General features: G+C 68.5%; 25 protein-coding genes. 14 read left to right on the forward strand and 11 right to left on the reverse strand.

The annotated features are described in order from the left end of the window. Positions 1–767: 767 nt before the first annotated feature. Positions 768–2,720: an AAA family ATPase gene (locus tag AB0I91_RS15335; protein ID WP_499637217.1), complete on the forward strand. Its 1,953-nt coding sequence runs from the start codon at positions 768–770 to the stop codon at positions 2,718–2,720. A gap of 13 nt (positions 2,721–2,733) precedes the next feature. Here AB0I91_RS15335 and AB0I91_RS15340 read toward each other — a convergent pair whose 3' ends face one another. Next, complete coding sequence (locus tag AB0I91_RS15340; protein ID WP_499637219.1) at positions 2,734–3,531, reverse strand: inositol monophosphatase family protein; 798 nt, start codon at positions 3,529–3,531, stop codon at positions 2,734–2,736. Further along, complete coding sequence (locus tag AB0I91_RS15345; RefSeq protein ID WP_499637221.1) at positions 3,528–4,415, reverse strand: DUF5919 domain-containing protein; 888 nt, start codon at positions 4,413–4,415, stop codon at positions 3,528–3,530. Before AB0I91_RS15345 ends, AB0I91_RS15340 begins: the two co-directional genes overlap by 4 nt. 190 nt (positions 4,416–4,605) lie before the next feature. Between AB0I91_RS15345 and AB0I91_RS15350 the strand changes: the two genes are divergently transcribed. From AB0I91_RS15350 to AB0I91_RS15395, 10 genes are all read left to right on the forward strand, one after another. Further along, on the forward strand, positions 4,606–5,070 hold the full coding sequence (locus AB0I91_RS15350) for a hypothetical protein (RefSeq protein WP_499637223.1): 465 nt from the start codon (positions 4,606–4,608) through the stop codon (positions 5,068–5,070). 3 nt (positions 5,071–5,073) lie between these two features. Beyond that, positions 5,074–5,409 carry a hypothetical protein gene (locus tag AB0I91_RS15355; RefSeq protein WP_499637225.1) on the forward strand — a complete coding sequence of 112 codons (336 nt, stop codon included), beginning with the start codon at positions 5,074–5,076 and terminating at the stop codon, positions 5,407–5,409. After that, a complete protein-coding gene (locus AB0I91_RS15360) occupies positions 5,390–5,641 on the forward strand; it encodes an AMED_5909 family protein (protein ID WP_499637227.1) in 252 nt (83 codons plus the stop codon). The genes AB0I91_RS15355 and AB0I91_RS15360 overlap by 20 nt, the downstream gene beginning before the upstream one ends. 64 nt (positions 5,642–5,705) lie before the next feature. Then, on the forward strand, positions 5,706–6,353 hold the full coding sequence (locus AB0I91_RS15365) for a hypothetical protein (protein WP_499637229.1): 648 nt from the start codon (positions 5,706–5,708) through the stop codon (positions 6,351–6,353). 256 nt (positions 6,354–6,609) lie between these two features. Then, positions 6,610–6,741, forward strand: coding sequence for a hypothetical protein (locus AB0I91_RS15370; protein ID WP_360452025.1), 132 nt, complete (start codon positions 6,610–6,612; stop codon positions 6,739–6,741). After that, the gene (locus tag AB0I91_RS15375; RefSeq protein WP_499637232.1) at positions 6,741–8,207 is read left to right on the forward strand and encodes an FtsK/SpoIIIE domain-containing protein; all 1,467 of its coding nucleotides are present in this window, start codon (positions 6,741–6,743) and stop codon (positions 8,205–8,207) included. Before AB0I91_RS15370 ends, AB0I91_RS15375 begins: the two co-directional genes overlap by 1 nt. Beyond that, positions 8,204–9,808 (forward strand): replication initiator, encoded by a 1,605-nt coding sequence (locus AB0I91_RS15380; RefSeq protein ID WP_499637234.1) that lies wholly within the window; start codon positions 8,204–8,206, stop codon positions 9,806–9,808. The genes AB0I91_RS15375 and AB0I91_RS15380 overlap by 4 nt, the downstream gene beginning before the upstream one ends. 18 nt (positions 9,809–9,826) lie before the next feature. Next, the gene (locus AB0I91_RS15385) at positions 9,827–10,015 is read left to right on the forward strand and encodes a helix-turn-helix domain-containing protein (RefSeq protein ID WP_499637236.1); all 189 of its coding nucleotides are present in this window, start codon (positions 9,827–9,829) and stop codon (positions 10,013–10,015) included. Positions 10,016–10,050: 35 nt separating this feature from the next. Then, the gene (locus AB0I91_RS15390; RefSeq protein ID WP_499637238.1) at positions 10,051–11,331 is read left to right on the forward strand and encodes a tyrosine-type recombinase/integrase; all 1,281 of its coding nucleotides are present in this window, start codon (positions 10,051–10,053) and stop codon (positions 11,329–11,331) included. Positions 11,332–11,347: 16 nt separating this feature from the next. After that, on the forward strand, positions 11,348–12,523 hold the full coding sequence (locus tag AB0I91_RS15395; protein WP_499637240.1) for a lactate 2-monooxygenase: 1,176 nt from the start codon (positions 11,348–11,350) through the stop codon (positions 12,521–12,523). On the opposite strand, the gene AB0I91_RS15400 is transcribed toward AB0I91_RS15395, so the two are convergent. From AB0I91_RS15400 to AB0I91_RS15415, 4 genes are read right to left on the reverse strand one after another with little or no spacing between them, the layout of a single operon-like run. Further along, on the reverse strand, positions 12,495–13,313 hold the full coding sequence (locus AB0I91_RS15400; protein ID WP_498783672.1) for an ESX secretion-associated protein EspG: 819 nt from the start codon (positions 13,311–13,313) through the stop codon (positions 12,495–12,497). The genes AB0I91_RS15395 and AB0I91_RS15400 overlap by 29 nt on opposite strands. A gap of 23 nt (positions 13,314–13,336) precedes the next feature. Further along, positions 13,337–14,665 (reverse strand): hypothetical protein, encoded by a 1,329-nt coding sequence (locus AB0I91_RS15405; RefSeq protein ID WP_499637242.1) that lies wholly within the window; start codon positions 14,663–14,665, stop codon positions 13,337–13,339. Between the two features lie 4 nt (positions 14,666–14,669). Further along, on the reverse strand, positions 14,670–15,278 hold the full coding sequence (locus AB0I91_RS15410; protein WP_498783668.1) for a DUF3558 domain-containing protein: 609 nt from the start codon (positions 15,276–15,278) through the stop codon (positions 14,670–14,672). A 3-nt stretch (positions 15,279–15,281) separates the two neighbouring features. After that, on the reverse strand, positions 15,282–15,722 hold the full coding sequence (locus AB0I91_RS15415) for a hypothetical protein (protein WP_498783666.1): 441 nt from the start codon (positions 15,720–15,722) through the stop codon (positions 15,282–15,284). A 153-nt stretch (positions 15,723–15,875) separates the two neighbouring features. On the opposite strand from AB0I91_RS15415, the gene AB0I91_RS15420 reads away from it, so the two are divergent. Continuing rightward, positions 15,876–16,739 carry a prenyltransferase/squalene oxidase repeat-containing protein gene (locus AB0I91_RS15420; RefSeq protein WP_498783664.1) on the forward strand — a complete coding sequence of 288 codons (864 nt, stop codon included), beginning with the start codon at positions 15,876–15,878 and terminating at the stop codon, positions 16,737–16,739. On the opposite strand, the gene AB0I91_RS15425 is transcribed toward AB0I91_RS15420, so the two are convergent. From AB0I91_RS15425 to AB0I91_RS15435, 3 genes are all read right to left on the reverse strand, one after another. Beyond that, positions 16,721–17,389, reverse strand: coding sequence for a helix-turn-helix transcriptional regulator (locus tag AB0I91_RS15425; protein ID WP_499613596.1), 669 nt, complete (start codon positions 17,387–17,389; stop codon positions 16,721–16,723). The two genes, AB0I91_RS15420 and AB0I91_RS15425, sit on opposite strands and share 19 nt — an antisense overlap. A gap of 60 nt (positions 17,390–17,449) precedes the next feature. After that, positions 17,450–18,847 (reverse strand): carbohydrate-binding protein, encoded by a 1,398-nt coding sequence (locus AB0I91_RS15430; protein ID WP_498783660.1) that lies wholly within the window; start codon positions 18,845–18,847, stop codon positions 17,450–17,452. A 115-nt stretch (positions 18,848–18,962) separates the two neighbouring features. Further along, positions 18,963–20,636 (reverse strand): bifunctional 3'-5' exonuclease/DNA polymerase, encoded by a 1,674-nt coding sequence (locus AB0I91_RS15435; RefSeq protein WP_499637245.1) that lies wholly within the window; start codon positions 20,634–20,636, stop codon positions 18,963–18,965. A gap of 224 nt (positions 20,637–20,860) precedes the next feature. On the opposite strand from AB0I91_RS15435, the gene AB0I91_RS15440 reads away from it, so the two are divergent. Then, a complete protein-coding gene (locus AB0I91_RS15440; RefSeq protein ID WP_499637247.1) occupies positions 20,861–22,165 on the forward strand; it encodes a hypothetical protein in 1,305 nt (434 codons plus the stop codon). Here the strand turns inward: AB0I91_RS15440 and AB0I91_RS15445 are convergent. Then, positions 22,145–23,068, reverse strand: a complete 924-nt coding sequence (locus AB0I91_RS15445; RefSeq protein ID WP_498783654.1) for a proline dehydrogenase family protein — start codon at positions 23,066–23,068, stop codon at positions 22,145–22,147. The two genes, AB0I91_RS15440 and AB0I91_RS15445, sit on opposite strands and share 21 nt — an antisense overlap. A 2-nt stretch (positions 23,069–23,070) precedes the next feature. Then, on the reverse strand, positions 23,071–24,696 hold the full coding sequence (pruA, locus tag AB0I91_RS15450; RefSeq protein WP_498783652.1) for an L-glutamate gamma-semialdehyde dehydrogenase: 1,626 nt from the start codon (positions 24,694–24,696) through the stop codon (positions 23,071–23,073). A gap of 114 nt (positions 24,697–24,810) precedes the next feature. Between pruA and AB0I91_RS15455 the strand changes: the two genes are divergently transcribed. Next, a complete protein-coding gene (locus tag AB0I91_RS15455) occupies positions 24,811–26,352 on the forward strand; it encodes a PucR family transcriptional regulator (RefSeq protein WP_498783650.1) in 1,542 nt (513 codons plus the stop codon). Positions 26,353–26,372 lie beyond the last annotated feature (20 nt).

A 26,372-nucleotide genomic window follows, 5' to 3' on the forward strand; every position in this document is an offset into this window, starting at 1 on the left:
CCGCGATCGAGTGCTTGCGGGCGGCGCGGGCGGGAACGAGCATGATCGGCGAACCGACGACGCGGACGGGACCGCAGAGGGCCGGCGACCGGCCCGAGCGGGGGATGAGGGCACATGACTGGTCAGTTCGCCGCCTACCAGAACGAGATCTTCTGAGTGTGAGTTTGGCTGACCAGTCCTCTTCGGACTTCGTGCGCCTCTGACCAGCGCAGACTCTCTCGTTACTTCTCGGCGGTTCTCGTGACCGCCCGACGTCGTACGGCCTGGTGACGGCCTGAAAGTTGATCACGACACGGGCGCTGCCCTTGATGCGAACGACGCGTCAGGGACAGCGCCCGTCGTGCATCTCGGCCTTGGTGCTCATCGTCGGTGGCCTACTCGATGGCAAGACGGCGCAGCCGTCGCGGCAGCCGATCGCCGTGCCCAGCCCGACCAAGCCGCATGATCGGGCGATCGTCCCGACCGGTGTCGCTCCCGAGCTGCTTGTGGTCGTAGCCCCGGTGCTGGCGCGTCGCTCCCCGGCCACGTGCACCGACTCCGCGCACGGCCGACGGGCGGAGCGCAGCGGGAGCCCGGCGTGCCGTGATGCGGAAAGTCGGTGCCAACGTGACCCGGACCTGATCGCGCGCCGCCACCGGCGGCGCGCCTTGATCCTATAGAGCCAAGTTCGGCAGTACTATCTGCTATTCCACCTGGTAGTGCCCACCGTCTGAGTTTCCGAGGATGCGATGTACGTACGGAGTTTGAAGATAAATCGGTTCCGGAATATGGAAGAGAGTCATCTCGGCCCTTTTTCGGCTCCGGATAGCTTTGCTGAAACTATTGTTTTAGCTGGTCCGAACGGCAGTGGGAAGTCCTCCTTTCTTGATCTTATAGCACACGTATTGTCATCCATCCGTGGTCTGAGTTATCCGAGCTTTCGGCAGGGGTTTGACTTCAACGGAGAAGTTGAACTTACCTTCACTCCTGGCGAACTTGCGGTTCTACGGAAAGAGACGAGCATATCGGTTCCCCCGGCGATGCTGTCGGACTACTTCGCTGATAATGATTCCCTTGTTATTGAATACGATCACGGGCCAAAGTCGCAAAGTTATCAGGTCGCTAAAGCGGCACATAATGCGCTCAAATCCTACTATGGTCGCCCATTCGGTATTTTCTTCCGCGCAGATCGTCACTATCCGAATCAGCCGTTCAATCCGAATATGATTTTTTCATATCGGGAAACGCGCCAGGCGTTGTATGCGGAGCAGTTCGCATTCAACTTTTCGGATACGCAATTCAACGACCTTTTCAATCATATCGCACAGCTTGGCTATCATTATAATGCCGATTTGGGTTTGTATTACAAGCGTAAAGAACGGGGTGAGCTTGAGGTCAATGCGACTCTGCCAGTGAATCCGGTAAGTCAGTACAGTGATCTGCTGGGTCGTGTGCTGCCGGGATACTCGATATGGGACAGCGAAGAAGGTATTCCAACTGACTTGCACATTGTTTTGCCGTCAGGCGAGGTGATTCCTTTCAGTAACCTTTCTTCTGGTGAAAAAGAAGTGTTCTTCATCCTCGCCTCGTTCCTCAGGTACGGTATCAGGGACTCGCTAGTAATCATCGACGAACCGGAACTCCATCTACATCCAGAATTGGCTCGGGTGTTGGTGCGAGAGTTGAAGAGAGTTGCTCCGGGCAGTCAGATATGGATGGCTACTCATAACGCGGAAATTATAGATGAAGCAGGGCGTGATCGCGTATACTACACGTCCCGTAATAATGTCGGCAATTCAGTTAAGATAGCTGCGGCGAGTGACGAGGAAGGTTGGTCTACGCAGCTTCGTACGCTATTCGGCGAAGCTGGCTACGTAGGCGTCGGTCGCACGCTCCTTTTCTCCGAAGGGCTTGCTGCGTCCGTTGACCGCCGCACTTTTACAACGCTCTTTCCCGATCTATCACATGCGCTCAAAATCGTACCATCCGGTGGTGTCGATACTCACCTAAGGCTTAATTCTGCTGTGTTGAGCCTGCTCGAATCCAACGTCGGATGGCTTCGGTTCTATCTTGTACGCGATCGCGATTTCCTAACTGCGGAGATGGCTGCACGATACCGGGAAAAGGGAAAGGGGAGGATACATGTGCTTGGTCGATGTCAAATAGAGAATTACCTACTCGACTTCGAGGCCATCGCAAAGGTGATGCGCGACATTTATGGACGTGAAGGTAACGCGCGTTTGTGGCGCGACAAACTACACGCGATTGCGTCTCGGATTTCGGGCGAAGTCACTGCCTCATTGGTAGCGTATCGATTTAATCTACTGGCCGCCCCGCAGGATTATTCGTTGCCTCGTCTTTTTGTCGGAAGATCGATTATGTCCGGCGAGGGTGCGGTCAACTCTTCGTTGCGAGACACACTCGTGGCCCATGCAGTGCAGAAGGCCGAAGAGGTAACCGGCAACCTGACCAGGCTTACCTCACGTACTGATGCGTACCCGCTTATCTCCCAGTGGATGGATGAGGTGGTTGACGCACTTAACGACCCTGGAGATGCTTGGATAGGCCTGTTTCCGGGCAAGGATCTTATTAAACATTTCGTCAAAGACGAGAATTTGGGCCCAGTAGTGGCCTTTGAGAACAATATGCTGCGTATGATTGCAAGCATGAATAGGGTGTCCGAAGAGTTGAAAAACCTCGTCGCCAAAGTGACCGCTGGCGAATTCTTGGAGGCTAATTAGCAACTCCGTATATCTACGGTGCCACCTCGGTCACCAAGTGTAGCAATTTTTCTGATATCCCTCTGGTTGCGGCGACTATGTCGGGGGAGTGGGTCGAGTAATGATTCCTGTTCGTGTCGAGGACGGTCGCTCCGGCCTCGCTTGCTATAAGTGCTCCGGCTGCTATATCCAGGAAGTTATTAGAAAGGATTACCGTTCCGTCAAGCTTGCCTTCAGCGACCCACGCGAGATCCAAGGCAGCCGACCCGATCATCCTGACGCGCTCGACTTGTGCAGCGAGTTTGGTGGTAACGGCTATACGTCGGCGGTTCTTAGGAGCCGCGTTTGTTCCTGTGGCGTAGTCGCCGATCGACACCATAGCCTTGGATAGATCGTCTACTCTACTTGCAAAAATTTGTTGTTCATTCGCGAACGCGCCGTGTCCTATGGCGGCCCAGTATTGAACGCCAAGGACGGGGGAATCAATTGCTGCGACGATAGGCTCCCCTTGTTTGATCAGGCAGATTTGTACGGCGTACAACGGGATCTGGTGAACAAAATTCGACGTGCCGTCGATCGGGTCAAGGGCCCAGAAAAGGTCTTCTTGTGCCGGGTTGATGCCGCCCTCTTCTTCGCCTGTGAACCCTATTTCGGGAGTGATGGCTGCAAGATGCTTCCGAATCTTTCGCTCAATAGATACATCTACGTCCGTGTAGGTGTCGCGATCGAACTTTTCGGTGACGACTTGAGGTCTGCGGTCGTATAGTAGTTCGCTGCCGATGCCTACGGTTTGACGTGCGATCCGGATAAGTTCATCGAATGGTCGGCTCACCAAGTCTCCTTTGCGCGGTCCCACATGGAGTCGAACACCTGAGAGAAAGTGGCGAACAAGCCTGGCACCGCGTTGTCCTTCTCGATCACGAGGGTAGGGGACTCGACGCCTCGGGCGTCGGGCAAGTAGGGCTGAACCACGCACTTCGCTTGGTCGGTGATGAGGATGTTGTAGCGGAGTGGTTCGTCGTAGACGCGGATGCGGAGTTGGCCGCGTGCGTCGGGTGAGACTTTGGCTCCGACTCGGCGTAGGGCTTCGATGTTGAGGCGGGTGAGCATGGAGAGGTGGCCTTCGGGTAGGTCCTCTTCGTGTTCGCGGGCGGTGATGTTGTGGCCATTCGGGTCGAGGAACAGGGCCTTGATGACGGTGCCGATCTCGATCGAGTCCAAGAGGGCTTTGTCGGAGTACTGCTGGCACAGGACGTTGAGGGACAGGCCTGCGATGTCTATGGTCTTCGCGCCTTCGAAGAGGTCGCGTGGGGTGACGTTGTGCAGGAACTCGGTCCGGCTGGGATAGACGGCGGTGACGTCGGCCAGGCGGTCCTGTTGGGGCATCTGGACCGGGCGCGGCACGGGGTGGGTGGAGGCCGCGGTTCGTTGGGGTGGGGTGATGAGGCTGTCGGTGTCGCCCTCGTGTGGGGACAGGAGCTGTTCGGCGGTCCAGCCGGGGAACATCTTTTCGAGGATGCGGCAGTGGTCGGCGTAGGGCAGGCCGAGTAGGTCGCCGGAGAGCCAGCGGTAGAACTGGGCCTTGCTGGGGTAGCGGCCGATCAGGTCGGTGTCGAGTTGTTTGGCGACGCGGTCGTACTCCTTGCAGAAGGTGCGGTAGCCCTGCATGTGGCGTTGCCTGAGCAGGACTCTCAAGAGAGTGGACTCTGTGGCCATGTGGTCTCCCCCCACTGGTGCCTTCGGTCGACGCTAGCACCGGGACGAGACCAAGACGAGACTCGTTGAGATCGACACGCGGGCGGTACGCGGCAGGTGAGACCGCTGCGGATCTGGGACGGGACCATTGGCCAACGAATCTGAATGGGCAAGCCGCGACACAGCGGCACCAGTCAGAGGAGTGAAGCCGATGGCGATCAGCAAGGGGTACCGGTTCCCCGTCTCGTTTGATGACGCGTTCCCTCAGGGCCTGGTGATGGTCGGGGAGGTCATGCCGGACACGGAGTACCAGACGCGTGACGAGAGGGCGGCCGGTCGGCCGGTGCGTCAGCGGGTGGACGAGGCGACCGGTAAGCGGCAGTGGAAGGTCACGGTCACTGACCCGCACGAGCCCAACGCCAAGCGCAAGAGCTTCGAGATCACGTTGGTGGCCGACGTTCAGCCGGTGCCGACTACCGGTGAGGTGTTGCCGGGGATGCGGCCGGTTGAGTTGGAGGGGCTGACGGCTGAGCCGCGCATCGCGGGCAACGGTGAGTTCAAGTACCAGTCGTTCCTGTTCCGGGCGACCGGGTTCCGGGCGGTGGGTAAGGCGGCTGGCTCGGCTCCGGCCGGTGGCAAGGCGAACGGTGGCAGCGCTGAGGCCAAGGCGGCATGAGCCGTGTCGGATCTTCAGCAACTGACCGTGCAGTGGCAGGCGGCGTACCGGGCCTACACCGAGGCGCACGAGGCGAACCGGTACGTCGCTGCCGATGATCCGGCGGCTGCGGCTCGGATCGCGCCGACCTATCGGCGGGTGGCGTGGTTGTGGCGGCAGCTCGCGGCGTTGGAGAGCACGCCCTGGTGGGCCAAGGCGGCGGCGTTGCACGCGGCCGAGACGTTCGACCACCAGGCCGACGTCAACGAACGCGTTGCCGGTGGTGATCGGCACGCCGGTGGTCATCGCGTGCACGCGCCGGTCGAGGGGGTGAGCGGTCGTGGCGAAGACCAAGCCTGACCGGTGGGCAGCGGCGTACGCGGTGACGTCCCTTAAGGACGCCCACGAGGCGTTGACGCACCTCATGCCCGCGCCGGACGCGTCGCCTGACATGTGGCGGGAGTTCTACACGCGATCGGCCGAGGTGTACGCGCGGGTCGCGGAAGTCGATCGGGGTCATCACCACGAGGCGCTGTATTGGGCCAAGCGCGAGCGTGCCAAGGCGGAGGGGATCGAGACGGATGAGCGTTGATAGGGATGTGCAGCGGAGTCGTGGCCACGCCGGCGGCGGGTTGGCTCGTGTCGTCGGGGAGGGGTTGCCGCTGACGGAGTTGTCCGATGCCGGGTACGCGCCGTTCATGTTCGAGGCGGTGATGCGGCACATCGTCGGCTACCCGCACGAGGAATGGTCGGTGCGGGCGTTGGAGAAGGCGGCGAAGGTGCCGTACTCCCCAGTGCGTGACATCTGTCGTGACCTGGTAGAGCTGGGGCACCTGACGGTCGATAAGGGACCTTCGCGGAGTGCGGCGTCCGCGCAGCGGCATCGTCTGTCGCCCGAGGGGCTCGCCTACTGGGGTGGGCCGGTCGTGGCGCACGACTGGTTGCGAGATGCGGATATGTGGCGTGATCCACGGTTGATGCCGGTGATGGGGTCGCGTCTGTCGGACGAGGACCGGGCGCGTGGCGAGTTGGTGGGTTACTCGTTCCCGGTGCTGTACCGGGTGGCGGATGCGCTGGTGTTGGTGCCGTCACGGGCGTGGGCGATCGAGGACTTGGTGACGGCGGCGGGCGCGGCTGAGGAGATGGTGCGGCTGGCCTGCCTGGACTTGGTCGCGGCCGGTCACGCCACGGGTCACGAGTGGCGGGAGGACGGCGGGGAGGAGCGCGAGGAAACGCGGTTCAAGATCACCCTCGGCGGTCTTGCGGCCTGGTTGCGCTGGATGCCTGACCCGTTGGACTACTAGCTAGCCGGTGATGCGGGCGGGCATCGGATGCGGCGGTGTCCGCCCGCACTGTCGGGTGACAACTGAAGACGATCACTGACCTGTCGGTCGTGGTCGTCGGTGAACGGACCTCAAGTCTTGGCGGGCCTGGAGCAGTTCACCGACGACGCAACGACCGGTCTTCTCGCGCGCTTTTGTTGACACACAAGGGGTTCCGGTCATGTCAAGGCTATCGGTACGTGGGGTGTCCGCGTCAAGTCGGCGTGGTGCCCCGTCTGTGTGGAAGCTGTCCAACGGTCGCCCCTGCGGGGCGTGCAAGCGGTTCGGCGTCTACGCGCCCAACCAGCTCGTGTGCTGCTCGTGCCTGGGGTGGCTGCCGCTGATCTTCGCCCCGGTGGGGCGTGCGTGATGGGCGGCAAGTGGGTGGACCCGGCTCCGTTCGAGGGTGTGCGGCCTCGGGTGCCGTGGTGGGCGCTGGTGCCCGGTAAGGCGAAGTGGCTGGCTCTGCTGGTGGTCGCAGTGTGGCTGGGCCTGGTCGGCGTCATGCGCCTGGTGCTCGTTGTCGTCCGGTATCCGGTGGTCACATTGGTGCCGGTGTCGGCGGCCTGGTGCTGGTGGCGGTTCGGGCTCTCGCCGCTGGTGCTGGCGTTGTTGTCGCTGGTCGCTGCCCTGACCATCTGGGCGGGCATGGATCGTGGGTCGTTCCTGCGGCACGGCTGGTACCGGCTGCTGACCGAGTGGCGACGCGCCACCGTGTACGTGCCCCGGTGGCGGTCGGTGATGCGCCTTGCCGACCTGGCCAAGCGGGACCGGGGGCGTGAGTTCCGGCCGAAACTGCGGCGGGTCCGGTCGGACGGTTGGCGGGATCGGGTCCGGGTGCGGATGGTGCCTGCCCAGTCGCCGGAGGCATGGGAGGTGCGGCGGGACGGCCTGGCGCACTCGTTCGGCGCTCACTCGTGCCGGGTCCGGGTGCTGCGGCCTCGGGTGATCGAGCTGGACTTCGTCCACCGTGACCCGCTGCTGCGCCCCCTGACCGTGCCCGCGCTGACGGATGCCGAGGTGGATCTCAAGCGGGTGGTTGTCGGCCGGACGGAGACCGGCAAGCCGTGGCGACTGCGGCTGCTCGGGTCTCAGGTGCTCGTGGTCGGCGTGCCGGGTGCGGGCAAGGGCTCGGTGCTCTGGTCGCTGGTCTGGCAGCTCGCTCCGGCCATCCGAACGGGGTTGGTGCGGCTCGTGGGGATCGACCCGAAGGGCGGGATGGAACTCGGTCAATGTCCCGACGCCTTCGACCGGGTCGTGTACGACAACGGACCAGAAGCCGTTGCGCTGCTTGAGGAAATCGCCGCAGAGGTCAAGGAGCGGGCGACGCGGTACCGGGGTGTGCGGCGGCTGTGGGCGCGGTCGCCGGGGGAGCCGTTCACGGTCCTGGTGGTGGACGAGCTGGCGGACCTGATCGCCTACCAGCCGGACAAGCAGCTCCGCGAACGAGCCGTGCGGGCTATCCAGACGATCACCTCACAGGGCCGCGCACCCGGCTACGCCGTCGTGGGCCTCGTGCAGGACCCGCGTAAGGAGGTCGTCGGGTTCCGGCACTTGTTCAGCACCCGCGTGGCGCTGCGCCTGGATGAGCCGCAACAGGTGGACATGGTCCTCGGTGATGGCGTCCGGCAGCGCGGCGCGGCGGCCCATGAGATCAGCGAGAACACGCCCGGCGTCGCGTGGGTCAAGCACGACGGGCAGCGGGAACCGGAACGGGCTCGGGCCTTCCACGTCACCGACGCCGACCTTGTCGAGCTTGGCGTCTACCTGGCTAACGCAACTGTGCACGACTTCCCCAACCAACCGGGCGGCACTGAAGGGAGGACGGCGGCATGAGCGGCGAGACTCGCGCGGAGCGAATGCGTCAGCCCATCGCCCTGGACGTGGCCAAGGCTGCCGCCGAGAAGTACGGCGTCTGCGTCCGGCCCTTCACGATGGAAGTGGAGGACCGGGCCACCTTCGAAGTCCGCTACGTGGCAGTGCCCTGCGGGTCGACGGTCGAAAGCGTCTGTGCGCCGTGCGCCAAGAAGGCCAAGGCGTTGCGGATGGTCCAGTGCCGTGAGGGCTGGCACATGGCCGAGGAACCCGACTTCACCCCGACCTCGCCGACTGAAGACCAGAAGGAGCTCCTGACGTTCCGGGCGGACCTGGTCAAGGCGTACCGGGAGGCGGTCGAGGCCGGTGAGGCGGGCGACGCTGACGAGCTGCGGGAGGAGATCCACGGCGTTGACGCGGAACTTCGGCAACTCGGTGTCCGGGGCCGCTTCCCCTCGCCCGACGCACCTGGCAAGCGGCCGGTGAAGCGGTCGACCAAGCGTCGGCAGGACGCGCCGAACCTGCCTCGGCGGCGGGTGGAGAAGCGCACGGTGGGCCGGGAGTACGCGAGTGGGTTCCGGCCGTCGATGTTCGTCACGCTCACCCTGGACACCTACGGGCGGGTGCGTGACGACGGCACACCGGTCGATCCGGACACCTATGACTATCGGCGGGCGGCTCGGGACGCGGTGCACTTCGCCTCGCTGGTGGACCGGTGGTGGCAGAACCTGCGGCGGGTCGTCGGGTGGGACGTGCAGTACTTCGCCACCGTCGAGCCGCAGAAGCGAGCGGCGCCGCACCTTCATGCGGCAGTCCGCGGTTCGATCCCGCACGAGACCATCCGGCTCGTCACGGCGGCGACCTATCACCAGGTGTGGTGGCCCAACCACGACGAACGGCTCTACGGCGGTGACCACCTGCCGGTCTGGGACGCGCGGGCGGAAGCGTTCGTCGACCCGGACACGCGTGAGCCGCTGACGGTCTGGGCGGACGCGGTCGAGGCCGTGGAGGAGCCGGCGCACGTGGTGACCTTCGGCCGCCAGGTGCACTCCAAGGGCATCCTCGGCGGCTCGGAAGAGGCCGGACGCCACATCGGCTACCTGACCAAGTACCTCACCAAGTCCATCGGTGAAGTGGTCGAGCAGACCACCGACCGCCAGCGCCGACACGCTGACCGCCTGGCGGACGAGCTGGCAGTGACGCCGTGCTCCGACCGTTGCCCGGTGTGGCTGCTGTACGGCGTCCAACCACGTGGGGCCGGTTCGCGCACTACACCGGGGCACTGCAAGGGACGCGCGCATCGGCGGACCACGCTCGGCCTGCCCGGTCGACGGGTGCTGGTGTCCCGGAAGTGGTCGGGCAAGACGCTCGCCGACCACCGGGCCGACCGCAAGCGGTTCGTCATCGAGGCGCTGAAGGCGGTCGGGATCGAGAAGCCGGAACCCGACACGTCCCAGCTCGTCTGGCACAAGGTCCGGCCCGGTGACCCCAACGTGCCGCCACGGGCGCACCAACTCATGCACGCCATCGCCGAACGAACGCGGTGGAAGGCGGAATACGACGGAGCAATGCTCGCGGCCGGTGAACCTCCGGATCTTTCGGCAACTTCGCTAGCAGCTTGACAACCGTGGGGGGAAGTCATGACTGAAATCGAACCGCTCTGGGGTGTGGACGAGGTATCGGCGTTCCTCGGCGTTCCGGTCAAAACCCTTTACCAGTGGAAGTGGCAGCGCATGGGGCCGCCCGTGAAGAAGGTGGGGAAGTACCTCCGGTACGTCCCGGCCAAGGTGCGGGCGTGGGCTGACCAAGTGGACGAAAACGCTGCCTGATCTTTCGGTAATTCGATCGACAGGAGAAGACTGTCATGGGGCACATCCAAGACCGCTGGTGGCGGCCGAAGTCGGACGAGTCAGGCAAGCCTGTACTCGACGGCAAGGGGAAGCCGGTACGGGAGAAGACGGAACTCCACGGTGTCGGGATGCGGTACAAGGTCCGCTACGTCGACCCGTCAGGGCAGGAGCGCAGCAAGAGCTTTCCGGACAAGCAGCGCGGTGCGGCTGAGGCGTTCCTGCTCAAAGTCGAGAACGAGAAGCGGACCGGCACGTACCTCGATCCTGAGGCCGGGAAGGTGTCATTCCGCGTCTACGCGGATGCATGGCTGCAAGACCAAGCGTTCGACGGCAGTACGCGGAACGCTGTAGAGCGGAGGCTGAAGAAGCTGGTCTATCCATACATCGGTGACAGGGAGATTGGTTCGATTCTTCCGACGCACATTCGCGGTTGGCTGCGTACCTTGCAGCAGAAGAAGCTTGCCGGGGGAACACGGGCGGTCACGTTCGTCCACGTTTCAGCGATCTTCAACGCCGCGATTGACGATAAGAAGATCAGCGAGAACCCGTGCAAGGCCAAGAGCGTGAGTCGACCGCAGCCGGACAAGCGCAAGATCGTTCCCTGGTCGGCGGGCAAGCTGGCGGCTGTCCGGCTCGCGTTGACAGCCAAGTACAAGATCGTCGTTCCGCTCGCGGCTGGTTGCGGCCTGCGCCAGGGGGAGGTCTTCGGTCTCTCGATGGACGACGTCGACCGCGACGAGAAGGTGCTGCACGTTGTTCGGCAAGTGCGCGTTGTGGACAACGTGCAGGTGTTCGCGCCTCCCAAGGGCGGCAAGGAGAGGGACGTGCCGCTGCCGGACAGCGTCCTGCGGGACCTGGACGCCTACGTGGAGGAGTTCCCGCCGGTCGAGGTGACCTTGCCGTGGAAGGAGCCGGACGGGGAGCCGGAGACGGTCTCGCTGATCTTGGTCAATAAGGACGGCAACCCGATCCGGCGGGACGGGTTCAACCAGTACGTGTGGACGCCCGCCCTCGATCGGGCGAAGGTCACGCGCGTGCCACAGCAGGACGGGATGCACGCGCTGCGGCACTTCTACGCTTCGGTGCTCCTGGATGCGGGGGAGTCGATCAGGGCGCTCGCCGAGTGGTTGGGCCACTCCGACCCGGCCTTCACGATGCGTGTCTACACGCACCTCCTGCCCTCCAGCAGTGATCGCACCCGAAAGGCGGTCGATCGTGTGCTTGCGGGCGACGCGGACGAGGCAGAGCATGATCGGCAGACCGACGACGCGGACGGTTCCGCAGACGGCCTGTAGACGGCCTGAGCGGGGGATGGGGTGCAAAGTGGCTGGTCAGTTCGCTGCCTACCAGAACGAGATCTACCTGCAAGGGCTGGCGGGGAACGTGCCGCCGTTCACCACGGACCCCGAAGCGCTGGAGGCGTCCGCCCGGGAACGGCTCGGGCCGGGGCCGTTCTGGTACGTGGCGGGTGCGGCCGGTGGAGGTCACACGGCCCGGGCGAACCGGGAGGCGTTCGACGACTGGCGGATCGTGCCGCGGATGCTCACCAACGCCACCGAGCGGCACCTCGGGACGTCCTTGCTGGGCACCGACCTGCCCGCGCCGGTGCTGCTCGCGCCGGTCGGCGTGCAGTCGATCCTGCACCCGGACGGCGAGCTGGCGACCGCGCGTGCGGCGGCGGAGCTGGGTGTGCCGTTCGTGCTGTCGACCGCTGCCTCGCACACGATCGAGGAGGTCGCCGAGGCGGCCGGTGACGCGGCACGGTGGTTCCAGCTCTACTGGCCGAACGACCCGGACGTGGCCGCGAGCATCCTCGACCGCGCGCGCAACGCCGGGTACCGGGTCCTGGTCGTCACCCTCGACACGTGGACGCTCGCGTGGCGCCCGCACGACCTCGACCGGTCCTACCTGCCGTTCCTGCGCGGTGTCGGCACGGCGATCCCGTTCTCCGACCCGGCGTTCCGGGCGGGCCTCGCCGCGTCACCCGAAGAGGACCTGCCGATGGCGATCCTGCGGTGGGTGCAGCTGTTCACCGGCACCGACAAGTCGTGGGACCAGCTGTCGTTCCTGCGCGAGCACTGGGACGGGCCGATCGTGCTCAAGGGCATCCAGCACCCCGACGACGCGCGCAAGGCCGTGGACGCGGGCATGGACGGCATCGTGGTGTCCAACCACGGCGGACGGCAGGTGGACGGCGCGGTCGGGTCGCTCGAGGTGCTGCCGGAGATCGCGGACGCCGTCGGCGAGCAGGTCGAGGTGCTGTTCGACTCCGGCATCCGCAGCGGCGCGGACGTCGTGAAGGCGTTGGCGTTGGGTGCGAAGGCGGTGCTCGTCGGCCGTCCGTTCGCGTACGGCCTGGCGCACGGCGGTCAGGTCGGGGTGCGGCACGTGCTGCGCAGCCTGCTCGCCGACTTCGACCTGACCCTCGGCCTGTCCGGGCACCGCAGCCCGGCCGAGCTCAACCGCGAGGCGCTGCGTCGGCGCTGAGCTGCCGCACCCGGTTCTGCAAGGTGGTGAAGTCGGCCGGCTGCACGGTGATCCACGGCGTGCCGTCGCCGCCGGTCGTCTTCGCCGACAGGTAGCGGCCGGTGATCGTGTCGAAGTACGTCAACGGTGCCGCGCACCGCTGCTTGCGCCCGAACCGGTCACGGCGTGCGGCGTACAGCTGGCCGCCGCCGGTGCGCTGCTCGGCGAGGAGCTTGCGGATCTGCTGCACCTCGGTCACGTGCGCCCCGGTCGGTCGGCTGGCCTGGAGGAACGACCCGCCGTCCTCGTCCGGTCGCGGTTGGCGCGGCTTGTCGTTCAACGCGTCGGCGGGCAGCGAGAGCACGCCACCGCGTCCCGGCTTGGCCTCCGGCAGCGCGGACACCAGGGACTGCACCACGTCCTCCGGCCGCACGGGCTCCAGCACGAAGTGCTTGTCCGCCCGCAGCACCACGCGCAGCGCCTCGTCGCCCGACTGCGCCACCAGCGCGGTGCGGGTCTCGTCGTCGCCCTGGTTGAAGAACGCGTAGTACTCGACGCTCGCGTCCGCGATCAGGCGTAGCGACCGGCCGAGGTCGGCGTGCACCTGCCGACCGCGGGCCAGGCCGAGCCGTTCCAGCTCGGCCCACCCGCGGCGGGCGAGGTCGGCCAAGCCCGTGACGTCACCCTCGGCGAGTCGGTCCTCGTCGAAGTCGACCTGGGTCAGCAGCGCGTTGTGCAGCGTCGGCAGACCTTCGGCCTGCCAGGCGTTGTAGAGCGCGACGACCGGGATGGCCACCCTGGTGCGCAGCACGTTCCCCCCTGTTCCAGCTACTGCTACTCACCGATGACCGGTGGGGCGACCATCGTGCCGTCGCCGAAGATGTCCTCGGTCTCCTGGAGGTACGACGCGGCCTTGTGCTCTTTGTCCTCGTCACCCTGACCACCGGCCGCACCGGCGCCCATCCCGCCCATGGCGCCCGCGCCGGGACCACCGCGACCACCCGCGGCCCCACCGGGCCCGAACCCGCCCGCACCGCCGCCGGGTCCAAAGCCACCGCGACCTTCACCGTGCCCCATGACGCCGGCCGCACCGCCGGGCCCGAACCCGCCGCCCATGCCGCCGGGTCCGCCCATGCCGGGGATCCGGCCGGCACCCATGCCGCCGCCACCCCCACCGCCACCCCCACCACCGCCGCCGCCCCCGCGGCCACCACCGGGCAGCCCGGGGTTGCCGGGCGGCGTTCCCGGCACGCGGTTGCGCGGGTTGTTGGGGTTGTTCGGGTGGTTGGGGTTGCGCGGGTCGTTCGGGTTGCGCGGGTCGTACGGCAACCTCGGGTCATACGGCAACCGCGGGTCGGACGGGAATCGCGAGTCCGGCGGCAGCGGCGGCGGCCGGTACCCGATGTCGGGCTTGGGCTGGTTGGGGTCGGTCTGCACCCACGACGGCTTGGTCGTGTTGTCGCCAGTGCCGATCGGCGGGATCGTCGGCTCGGTCCACGACGGCTTCGTCGTGCCCGTGTTGGTGGTGCTGCTGGTGCTGGTCGTGCTGGTCGTGTTGTTGTTGGTGGTGTTGTTCTGCTCCTTGCGGGAGCGATCGACTTCGTCGACTTCGTCGATGTTGTTGTTCTCGACGGTGCCGTCGAGTCCGCCCGGCGCCTCGAACGTGGGCATCGAGCTGATCGCGCTCTCCACCCTGGCGCCGTAGCTGTTGTAGACCTGGATGTTGTGCTCGTTGACCTGGGAGTGCGCCTCCACGGCCTTGTCGTAATCGGTGTCCCACGGGATCGCGCCGTTGTACCAGGGCTTGTCCGGCACGGTGACCGGCGGCATGACGTTGTTCGCCGCGTCCCGGAACGCCGTGCTGATCTCCGCGCTCGCCACGCCGGCGGTGTCCGCACTGGTGCCGGCGGTCTCCGACCAACTCGCCAGCGGCGAGGTGCTGGAGCGGGCCTGGTCGCCGGCCGCACCCTCCCAAGAGGCCCCGGACTCGCGAACGGCCCGATTGATGATCTCGCTGACGTCCACCTGACCCTGGGCGATGCCCTGCCAGGTCTGCTCGCTGACGTCGGTCGACTGCGAGGGCCCCTTGCTCTCCGCGAACCAACTGTAGATCTTGTCGGCTCCGACACCCACGCACATCAGTTGGTTTGCGTCACCGGCCATGTCCCTACCCCTTCAGGTTCTCGACCACGATCGCGGCGACCGCGCTCGACACCGAGCACGGGGTGCTGTAGTCGGGCGAATCCTGGTTGTTCACGTCGACCTGGATCATGAACGCCTTGCCCTCGGCCACGGCGACGGCGGTGGAGCACGCCCCGTGCTTGGCGTCGGTGACATCGCCGTTCACCGCCGGGTAGCCCTCCACCTCGGTCGGCTCGAACACGGGGTACTGGGCGCGGTGGGCGTACATGTCGTTCAAGCCGTCGACCTTCGACATGATCGTGACGCCGAGGCTGGTGCCACGACCCACGTCATCAGGTCGGAACTGGCAGGTCGGGCCCACCGGGTCGTTCTCCTTGGCTCCCGGCTTGGTGATGCCCCGGGCGGCCAACTGGTCGGCCTTGAGCAAGGCGCACGGATCACCGACCTTGGCGAGGTCGAGTTCAGGTGCGGTGACCGGAGGGGCTTCGCCATCCGACGACGGCTTCGAGGCCTCGGTGGACGTGCCGGTGGCTTTCGTGGTGGTGACCGGTGTGGGTGTGCCGCCGTTGACCGACGTACAACCGACCAGCACCGTGAAGGACACGGCCGCGATTGCCAGCACTGCTCGCCTCATCGACTACTTCCCCCCGCCGTTGAAGGCGTCTGCTGCTGCCTCGTCCTGGGCCTGGTAGGCGGCCAGGGAGTCCTGGATCTTCTGGATCGTCTTCGTCAACGCTTCGGCCGCCATGGTGTTGGCCCAGGTGTAGCCGCCGACGTCACCGCCTGCCGTCCGCGCGATGGCCTTCACGGCCTCGGCTCCGTAGGGCTCTCCACCCGACGTCATGATCATCATCAGCTGGAACGCGTCGCGGTTGAGCTCCTGCAACCTGTCCCGTGCCTCGACCAGGCCGTCGATCAGCTTCTGGGCCTGCTCGGGGTCGACGCTGAACTGGGTCTGGGTGGCGACAAGTCTGGGGCCGGCACTCATCATGCCCTTCGCCGCGTCGCCCGCGACCTGAGAGACCGTGTCGGCGATGAACCCGATCCTGGCGCCCCCGCCGCTTTCGGCGTCCAACATCGTTCGTGCTCCCCTCATGCTGAACTGCCCCGGAGGGATGATGGCACAGGGGCTCGGCTCCACTGGGGTTTATCGGATCGGTTACTCCTGCCGGGGGATGGACGTCCGATTTGTTCAAGACGGCGCGACCTCGGCAGGCATACCGTCAGTGGCATGATCGAAGCTGCACGTTCCTTCATCTGGCTCAACGCACGCGTCCTCGAGCAACGGCGGTTCTCGCACCTCTTCGACGACGGGCCCGGGGAGGCGGTCGTGGCCGCGGTGCTGGCGTATCGCAACGACGACGGCGGGTTCGGGCACGCGTTGGAGCCCGACGGGCGCGGTCCGGAGAGCCAGCCGTTGCACACCTACACCGCGTTGTCGCTGCTGGAAGAGGTGGGTGACACCGAGCACGCCGGGCGCGCGTGCGACTTCCTGACCACGATCACCAACGCGGACGGTGGGGTGCCGAACTGCCTCGACAGCGGGCACGACGGCCTGCGGGCGCCGTGGTGGCAGCCCTCCGGTGACAGCGACCTGCTGGTCACGGCCCTGCTGGCGGGCGTCCTGCACAAGGCGGGCGCCGAGCACGCCTGGCTGGACGGCGCCACGGAGTTCTGCCGGCAGCGCCTGGCGACGCTCACCAAGACCCACCCGTACGAGGCCGCCGCCTGCGTCCGCTTCCTCGACCACGCGCCCGACCGGCCGTGGGCGGAACGGGAGGCGCAGCGGCTCGGGCAGCTCGTGCGCGAGCAGGGGCTGGTGGACGTCGGCGAGGGCAAGGCGCACGAGGGCTACGCGGAAGGCGAGACGCACAAGCCGCACGACTACGCGCCGACGCCCGACAGCCTGGCCCGGCAGTGGTTCAGCGACGACGAGGTGGACGCCGACCTCGACGCCCTGGCGGCACGGCAGCAGGACGACGGCGGCTGGACGTTCCCCTGGGCCGCCTGGACACCCGTCACGACCTACGAGTGGCGCCCCATCGTGACCATCACGGCACTGCTGGCGTTGCGCGCCTACGACCGGATCAGCTGACCCAGCGGCACGCCCGCCAGGTCGCGCACCTCGCGCGACAGGTGCGCCTGGTCGGCGTACCCGGTGCGGTGGGCGACGTCGGCGAACGGCACGCCCCGCCACGCCAGCTTCACCGCCCGGTCGAACCGCAGCACGCGGTGCAGCACCTTGGGCCCGTAGCCGAACGCGGCCAGGCTGCGCCGGTGCAGCTGCCGGGTGCTGAGCCCCAGCGACCAGGCCAGGTCGCCGACGCTCCCCGAGGACGACGCGATGACGCTCACCACGGGATCCGGCGGCGTCTCCCGCAACCGGACCAGGGCGGCCGACGCCAGCACCTCGCACGGGTCCTCGGCCGCACCGAGGGCGTCCTCCAGCCGGGCCGACGCACCCCACAGCTCCGCCAGCGGAACGCGCTGGTCACGAAGCTCCACCGCGGGCACGCCGAATGCCGAGGGCCCCACGCCCGGACCGAACCGGACGCCGAACAACGTGCCCGGCCTCGCCCGCGTGACGTGCCCGACCGTGTCCGGCCCGGCCACGAACACCTCGCCCGTGCCCGCCGAGTACATGAGGTCGGTGCACCCGTCCGGCACGACCAGGCCGGGCGCGCCCGACGTCGTGGTCCGGCGCCACGCGCAGGCCAGACCGGGGAACGGGCGTTCCGCGTACACGTGAGGAGATGGTAGTGGCGGGCCGCGCCGGAGGAGGAACGCGCGGCCCGCCACGAGCGCTCACGTGCCGAAGCGGATCCAGTTCACGCTCACGTACGGCGCGGGCTGACCGCTGGTGAACGTGATGTAGACGTCGTGCGTGCCGGTGACGCCCGAGATGTTCGCGGGCACCGTCCGCCAGCTCTGCCAACCGCCGGTGTCGGCGATGGCGAAACTGCCGACGGGCGCCGCCGTCGGGCTGTCCAGCCGCACCTCGACCAGGCCGCTCACCCCGCCGGACGCTCCGGACGCGGCCCTGGCGACGAACTGCGTCGCGGTGCGCGAGCCGAACCGGACGCCGGAGAACCGCAGCGAGTTGCCGTTGGCCAACTGCGCCACCGCCTGCCCGCCGTCACCCGACACGATCGAGCCACCGGACCGCGACGTGGCCTGCTCGGCCTGGATGTCGCTGAACGCGTCCCACCCGCTGCCACCGGGCGGGTTGGTGGTGGTCGTGGTCGTCGGCTGCGTGCCGCCACCCGTCGACCACACCGCCACGTAGTCGACCACCATCGAGTGGCCGGACTGGGTCGCCGAGGTGGGCGTGCCGAAGCCCGCCACGCCGTTGGGGAACGCGCCGCCCATGGCCAGGTTCAGCAGCAGGAAGTAGCCCGCGTGGCTGGTCATATTGTTCCACGTGGTCGCGTCCAGCTGGTTCTGCGTGACGCTGTGGAACTGCTGCCCGTCCACGTACCAGCGCAGCGCCTTGGGCGAGGAGCTGTCGTCCCACTCGAACCGGTAGGTGTGGAACGCCGACTGGCACGTCGAGCCGGGGCACGCGCGGCTCGCGCCGAGGCCGTTGGTCTCGTTGCACGGCCCGCCGGGGTTCACGCCGCAGTGCAGCACGCCCCACACGGAGTTGATGCCGTTGACGTTCTCCATGATGTCGAACTCGCCGATGGCGGGCCAGTTCCAGTAGTTGCCCCGGTACGGCGAGCCGAGCGCCCAGAACGCGGGCCAGTAGCCGAGCGCGGCCTGGCCGGTGACGTTGGGCATCTGGATGCGGCCCTCGATGGCGAGCTTGCCGCCCGCCGGCGGCTTGAAGTTCGACCGCTGGGTCTCGATGCGGGCGGACGTCCAGTTGCCCGAGCCGTCGCGCAGGGCGGTGATGCGCAGGTTGCCCGAGCCGTCCAGCTTGATGTTGTTCGTGCTGTTGGTGTAGTTCTGGATCTCGCCGGTGCCCCAGTTGCCCGGACCGCCCGGGTAGCCGTGGCCGAGGTCGAAGATCCAGTTCGAGGACGACGGCAGGGTGTTCGCGGCGCCGTTGAAGTCATCGCTCCACTGCAACGTCCAGCCCGGTGGGGTGGACGGCACCGAGGCGTCGGCCGACATCGTGGCGACGACCGCCAGCGGCACGGTGGTGATCAGGGCGGCAGCGGTCGCGAGGACGCGCCGTCGTCTGCTCCGGCTGAACTCCATGAGCGGTGACCTCCTTGTCACTGTTCCCCAGCGTTCGGCACGACAACGAATTGCCTTCCGACTCATGAGAGCGCTCTCATGATGATCGATCAAGGGGCCGAACGGCGCAAAAGCCCTATTTCGCGTCGGCGTAGGAGTCGACCGGCACGGCTTTGAGCGGGAAGCGGACCGGTGTCGCGCCGAACACCAGCCGTGACGCCTCCTCGCCCGACGCCGTCACCTCCGCGCACACCACCTCGGCCTGCTCTCGCGGGCAGTGCACCAGCACCTCGTCGTGCTGGAAGAACACCAGGTGCGCGCCCGGCGCCGACCGGTGCAGCCGCCGCCGCAGCACGCCGAGCAGCGCCGCCGTCCAGTCCGCCGCGCTGGCCTGCACCACGAAGTTGCGGGTGAACCGGCCCCAGTCCCGCGCGGCCCGCCGCGACTGCCGCACCGCGTCCTCGCCGTCGTCGGCGTTGCCGGTCGTCTCGTGCCACGCGGCCGACGGCGGCGGGCTGGTGCGGCCCAGCCGGGAGCGGACCATCCGACCCTGCTCGCCCGCCAGCGCGGCGGCCTCCACGTACCCGACGGCTTCGGGGAAGCGGCGGCGCAGCACCGCCATCGCGGGACCGGCCCCACCGCCCGTGCCGCCGTACATCGCGGACAGCATGGCGAGCTTGGCCTTGCCCCGGTCGCCGTCGAACGCCTCCGCGGCCAACGTCGTGTAGAGGTCGTCGTCCGTCGAGACCTCGGTGAACTTGTGGTCGTTCGACAACGCCGCCAGCACGCGCGGCTCCAGCTGCGCCGCGTCCGCCGCCACCAGCTTCCACCCCGGATCGGCCCGCACCGCCGTGCGCAGCGTGCGCGGGATCTGCAACGCCGCCCCGCCCCGGGTCGCCCACCGCCCGGACACCACGCCGCCGACCACGTAGTCCGGCCGGAACCGCCCGTCCGCCACCCAGGCGTCCAGCCACGACCAGCCGTGCGCCACCCACAGCCGGGCCAGCTCCTTGTACTCCAGCAGCGGCTCGACGGCCGGGTGGTCGACGCCCTTGAGCACCCACGCGCGGGCCGACGGCACGTCGATGCCCTCCCGGGCGAACGCGCGCACGATGCCCGGCGGGTGGTCCGGGTTGACCTGCTTGCCGCCGAACGCCGCCGTGATCCGGTCGACCAGCTCGGCGAGCCTGGCCGGGCGCACGCCGTTGGCCGGCCGCGGTCCCAGCGTGTCCACCAGGAGCTTCTCGTGCACGTCGACCCGCCACGGCAGGCCGAAGTGCGTCATCTCGGCGGCGGCCAGCGCGCTGGCCGACTCGGCCGCGAACAGCAGCCGCAACCGGTCGGCGTGGGCGAGCGCGGCGACCAGCCGCTGCTGCTCGACGTGCACCACGATCACCGCGTCGAGCGGGTCGACGTCGCCGGGCAGCCGCCGCTGCTCGGGCTCGAACAGGGTCGGCTGGGCGTCGCGCTTGCGTGGCCCGTGGTCCTCCGGCACCGGCAGCCCGCGCAGCCGGGCGACCGCCGCACCCAGGCCGCGCGGCTCGCCGTGCCTGCCCTGGTAGGCCAGCAGCAGGTACTCGACGTGCGCCAGGTCCTGGCACCGCTCGACCCGCACCCCTCGTGCCAGCAGGTCGGGGTAGACCTCCGCCGTCTCGGCCCACAGCCACCGGGGTCTGTGCCGGTCCTCCAGCTCGGACACCGCCGCCGCCAGGTCCGCCGTCGCCACCGCCGGTCCTTCGGGCACCCCGGTATCGGCGAGCACGCGGAACCGCCCCGCGTTCTCGCCGTCCGACACCAGAGCTACGAGCACGCGTCGATTGTGGACGACACCACCGACAGTGTTGGATTGCCGCTGCTCCGCAGACGGCTGGCGAGGTCGCCGGGAAGTCGGTCGTTCGCGCCCTGATTCGCCGACGATCGAAATGCGTGATCGCCGGCGAATGAGGACGCGAACGACCGACGCGACCTCGCGGGGAGGGGGCGGACCGGACCGGTCGCCTGATCGTGGCGCGAGGCGGGGAGCAGGATGTGCCGGTGGACCGCACCCTGTCGCCCGGTGAGCTGCTGGATCCGCGGCACGAGGTGGTGCCGTTCCACGGGCGCGTGGACGAGTTGGCCGAACTGGCGCGCTGGCGCGACGGCGACGACGCGTGCTCCGTCCTGCTCCTGCACGGTCCGGCGGGCGTCGGCAAGACCCGGTTGGCGCGGCACTTCGCGGCGGGCTCGGACGTCCTGGTCGTGGACGACGCCGACCTCGTGGACCACCTCGACTTCCGCCACCCCCGCGTGCTGCTGGTCGCCCGGACCACGGGCTGGTGGTGGTCGGCCCACCGGCAACGTGCCGCCGACCGCGGCTACCGCACCGCGGACCTCGCCGTCACCGCCAACCCCGACGAGCACGAGACGTCCTACGCCACCGCCTGCGCCCACTTCGCCTACGCCCTGGGCCTCCCGATCCCGACCACGCCACCGCCGGACGCGCCGACGCTGCACGACCTGCACCTGGCCGCCCTCACCGCCGTGCACGGCTCACCCGTCGAGCCGCCACCGACCCGCGGCCGGCTCGCGGAGGACGCGCTGGCCGCCACGCTGCTGGACGACCGGATCACCCCCGACCGCACGCCGGAGGCCCTGGAGCTCCTGCTCCGCGCCGCCGCACGCCTGCCGCACGCGCGCCGCCGCGCCGAGGAGCTGTTCACCGCGCACCCGGACCTCGCGGACACCGCCACCGGCGCGACCCTGAGGATCCTCGCCGAGTGGCCCGCACCGGCCAGGGCGATCGCCCGCCGCGTCTTCGACGACCCGCGCTTCCACGGCGACCCGCTGCCCGCCATCCTCACCCGGACCCTCGCGCGGGACGCCGCGGACGAGCTGGAACGGGCCGAGCTGCACGGCCTGCTGGCCGCCCGCGCCGCCCTGGCGTCGCTGCACGAGGAAGCGCTGGCGGCGGCACGCGAAGAGGTCGCCCTCTACCGCGGACTGGCCGAGGAGGACCCGGCCGAGCACCGCCCCGCGCTCGCGGACGCCTTGGGGGACCTGGGCTTGCGGTGCGTGGCGGCAGGGCGGTCCGAGGACGCCTTGGCGGCGTGCCGGGAAGCCGTGGAGCTGTGCCGGGTCGTCGCCGCCCAAGACCCCGACTGCACGCCGCAGCTCGCCGGCGCGCTCGACCGGCTGAGCAGGCGCTGCGCCGCGCTCGGTCGCCGTGACGAGGCGCTGGCCGCGATCGACGAGGCCGCCGACCTCTACCGCGACCTCGCGCAGGCCCACCCGAGGTTGTTCCGGGTGGACCTGGCGAAGGTCACCGACCAGCGGCTCGGGCTAGCCCGTGGTGACCAGTGAGCGGAGGAAGAACGCCACGTTCGCCGGGCGCTCCGCCAGCCGCCGCATGAAGTAGCCGTACCACTGGTCGCCGTACGGCACGTAGACGCGCATGCGGTTGCCCGCGCCGGCGATGCGGCGCTGCTCGTCCGGCCGGATGCCGTACAGCATCTGGTACTCGTAGGTCTGCGGCGACCGGTCCCCGGCCAGCTCGCCCGCGATCGCGATCAGCCGCGGGTCGTGCGAGGCGACCATCGGGTAGCCCTCGCCCGCCATCAGCACCTTCAGGCACCGCACGTACGACCGGTCGACGTCGGTCTTGTCCTGGAACGCCACCGAGGCGGGCTCCCGGTACGCGCCCTTGCACAGCCGCACGCGCGACCCGGCGTGCGCCAGGTCCCGGCAGTCCTGCTCGGTCCGCTTCAGGTACGCCTGGAGCACCGCGCCGACCCACGGGAAGTCCACCCGCAGCTCGCGCAGGATGCCCAGGGTCGAGTCGGTGGTGGTGTGGTCCTCCATGTCGAGGGTGACCGTGGTGCCGACCGCGCCCGCCGCCGAGCAGATGCGGCGGGCGTTCTCCAGCGCGATCTTCTCGCCGTCCACGGGCAGGAACTGGCCCACCGCGGACAGCTTCACCGACACCTCGGCCCGCTCGGTGTGCCCGGCGAGCTCCAGCCTGCGCAGCAGGTCCAGGTACGCCTCGACGGTGGCCGAGGCCTGCGCCGCGTCCCGGGTGTCCTCGCCGAGGTGGTCCAGCGTGACGTACCGGCCGTCGGCCAGCACCTCGCCGGTGGTGGCGACGGCCGCGGCCACGTCGTCGCCGGAGATGAAGCGCTTGACGACCGGCCGGGTCAGCGGCGTGCGTTCGACGAGCTCGCGGACGGCCCCGGAGCGCGAGGCGGCGAGCAGCGCGGTGCGGAGCATGATCACCCCTGGTGCGGGTAGCGGTAGGAGGTCGGAGCCGCGAACGTCTCCTTGATCGAACGCGGGCTCACCCAGCGCAGCAGGTTGTGCACCGAGCCCGCCTTGTCGTTCGTGCCCGACGCCCGACCGCCGCCGAACGGCTGCTGGCCCACGACCGCGCCGGTCGGCTTGTCGTTGACGTAGAAGTTGCCCGCGGCGAACCGCAGCTCGTGCTGCGCGTGCACGATCGCGGCGCGGTCCCGCGCGATGATCGCGCCGGTCAGCGCGTACGGTGCGGCGCTCTCCATCTGCCGCAGCACGGTGTCGTAGTCGGAGTCCTCGAACACGTGCACGGCCAGCACCGGCCCGAAGTACTCGGTGGTGAAGACCTCGTGCTCCGGGTTGCTGCCCACCAGCACGGTCGGCCGCACGAAGAAGCCCTCGGAGTCGTCCGCCGTGCCGCCGGCGACGACCTCCAGCTGGTCGTCCGCGTGCGCGGCCTTCAGCACGCCCGACAGCTTGTCGAACGAGCGCCGGTCGATGACCGCGCCCATGAAGTTCGACAGGTCCGTGACGTCGCCCATGGTCAGCGACTCGACGTCGGCCAGGAAGTCGTCCTTCACCCGGTTCCACACCGAGCGCGGGACGTACGCGCGGGACGCGGCCGAGCACTTCTGGCCCTGGTACTCGAACGCGCCGCGGACCAGCGCCGTGCGCAGCACGTCCACGTCGGCCGACGGGTGCGCCAGCACGAAGTCCTTGCCGCCGGTCTCGCCGACGATCCGCGGGTACGACCGGTAGCCGGCGATGTTCGCGCCCACCTGGCCCCACAGGTGCTGGAACGTGCGGGTGGAGCCGGTGAAGTGGATGCCCGCGAGGTCCGGGTCGGCCAACGCCACCTCGGACACGGCCAGGCCGTCACCGGGCAGCAGGTTGATCACGCCCGGCGGCAGGCCCGCCTCTTCGAGCAGCCGCATGGTCAGGTGCGCGGCGAAGCTCTGCGTCGGCGACGGCTTCCACAGCACCACGTTGCCCATCAGGGCGGGTGCGGTGGGCAGGTTGCCCGCGATGGCGGTGAAGTTGAACGGCGTGATCGCGTAGACGAAGCCCTCCAGCGGGCGGTGGTCCGTGCGGTTCCACACGCCGGGGGACGACTGCGGCTGCTCGGCGAGCAGCCGACGGCCGAAGGAGACGTTGAAGCGCCAGAAGTCGATCAGCTCGCACGCGGCGTCGATCTCGGCCTGGATCGCGGTCTTCGACTGGCCGAGCATGGTGGCCGCGTTGAGCGTGGCCCGCCACTTGGTCGCGAGCAGGTCGGCGGCGCGCAGCAGGATCGCGGCGCGGTCGTCGTAGGACATCGCGCGCCACGCGGGCGCGGCCTGCTTCGCGGCGGCGATGGCGTCCCGCGTGTCCTGCTGCGTGGCGCCGTGCAGCGTGCCGAGGACGGCGCGGTGGTTGTGCGGCTGCACGACGTCGAAGCGCTCGCCGCCGCCGACCCGCTGCTCACCGCCGATGGTGAGGGTCAGCTCGGTGGGCTCCTTGGCCAGCTCGGCCAGCTTCGCCTGCAGCTGCGCGCGCTCCGGGGTGCCGGGGGCGTAGCCGAGGACGGGCTCGTTCACCGGTGCGGGGACCGAGGTCACGGCATCCACAAGCAGCTCCTTCGCCACAGGGTTGGGGTTGACCCAACGGTAGGACTTCCAACCATGCGTCCCGTTGTCCGCGCGTCTAGGCTTGGCCACCCCTCGTTGTGGAACTGGACAAAGATGAGCCTGCGGCAGGTCCTGATCGCGCTCGGCGACCCGCTGGTCGAGGTGCGGGTCGCGCCGCACGGGCTGGAGGCCGACGTCCTCGACGTGGTCATCCTCGACCCGGACGACACGCCCGACGTGCGGCCCGGCGACCTCGCGCTGATCATCGGCGCCCGCGGGCGGGCGGCGTCACCGCTGGTCAGGGCGGCCGGCGCCGGGGGAGCGGTGGCCGTCGCGGTCAAGGTCGACGCGCCGTCGACCGCGCTGCGGCAGGCGGCGGCGGACGCGGGCGTGGCGCTGCTGGCCGTGCGGCCCGAGGTCCGCTGGGAACACCTCGAAGCGCTCGCCCGCGGTGTCGTGCGCAACGCCCGCGTGACGGCCGACGCGGGCGCGGGCGAGGTGCTCGGCGACCTGTTCGGCCTCGCCCAGACCATCGCCTCGCTGACCGGCGGCATCGTCAGCATCGAGGACACCGCCAGCCGCGTGCTGGCCTACTCCCGTTCCACCGACGAGGTGGACGAGCTGCGCCGGCTGTCGATCCTCGGCCGCCAGGGGCCCGAGCCGTACCTGAAGATGCTTCGCGAGTGGGGCGTCTACCAGCGCCTGCGCTCCGGCGAGGAGGTCGTGCGCATCGACGAACGCCCCGAGCTGGGCATCCGCCGCCGCCTCGCCGTCGGCATCCACGCGGGCACGCAGCCGCTCGGCACGATCTGGGTGCAGGAGGGCGACACGCCGCTGGCCGAGCAGGCCGAGCGCGCCCTCCTCGGCGCGGCCCGCGTCACCGCCCTGCACCTGGTCCAGCAGCGCGAGCCCGCCGCCGCGTTCCGGGAGAACCTGCTCGCGTCCCTGCTCGACGGCCGGATGGACGCCGAGGCGATCGCCGAGCAGATCGGCGCGGACCCGGACAAGCCCGCCGCCGTCGTCGTCTTCGCGCTGCGCGGGCAGGAGCACACCGACCGCACGCAGCACGAGCTGCGCCGGGCCGAGATGACCAGCCTGATCTCCGTGCACGCCGCCGCGTACCGGCGCAGCGCGCTCGTGAGCCAGCAGAGCGGTCGCACGTACGCCCTGCTCACCGACCTGCCGCCGAAGGCGCCGCTGCTGACGTTGACCAAGGAGATCGTGGCCGCCGCGCGCAAGCACATGGGCCTGCGGGTGCAGGGCGCGATCGGCTCCACCGTGCCGACGGTGGACGAGGTGATGCTCTCCCGCGACGAGGCCGACCGCGTGCTCGACGCGATGTCGCGCGACCTCGACGCCGACGTGGCGACGCTGGAGGACGTCCGGTCCCGGGTGTTGATCAGTGAAACCCTCGCGCTTTTGGCCGAGCACCCGCGCATCCGGGATCCGCGACTCGCGAAGCTCGATGGGGAACTGGCCCGTTCACTTTTGGTCTACCTGGACGAATTCGGCGACGTGAAACGCGCAGCCGCGCAACTGCACGTTCACCCCAACACGCTCCGATACCGCCTCCGACGTGCGGCGGAGGTCGGCGGATTCGATCTCGACGACCCGCTGATCCGGTTGTTCGCCCAGTTGCAACTCAGGCTGGGCTGAAGCCCGGCGCCCGCGCGCCG

The organism is Actinosynnema sp. NPDC049800, from assembly GCF_040656635.1.
Taxonomy (GTDB): domain Bacteria; phylum Actinomycetota; class Actinomycetes; order Mycobacteriales; family Pseudonocardiaceae; genus Actinosynnema.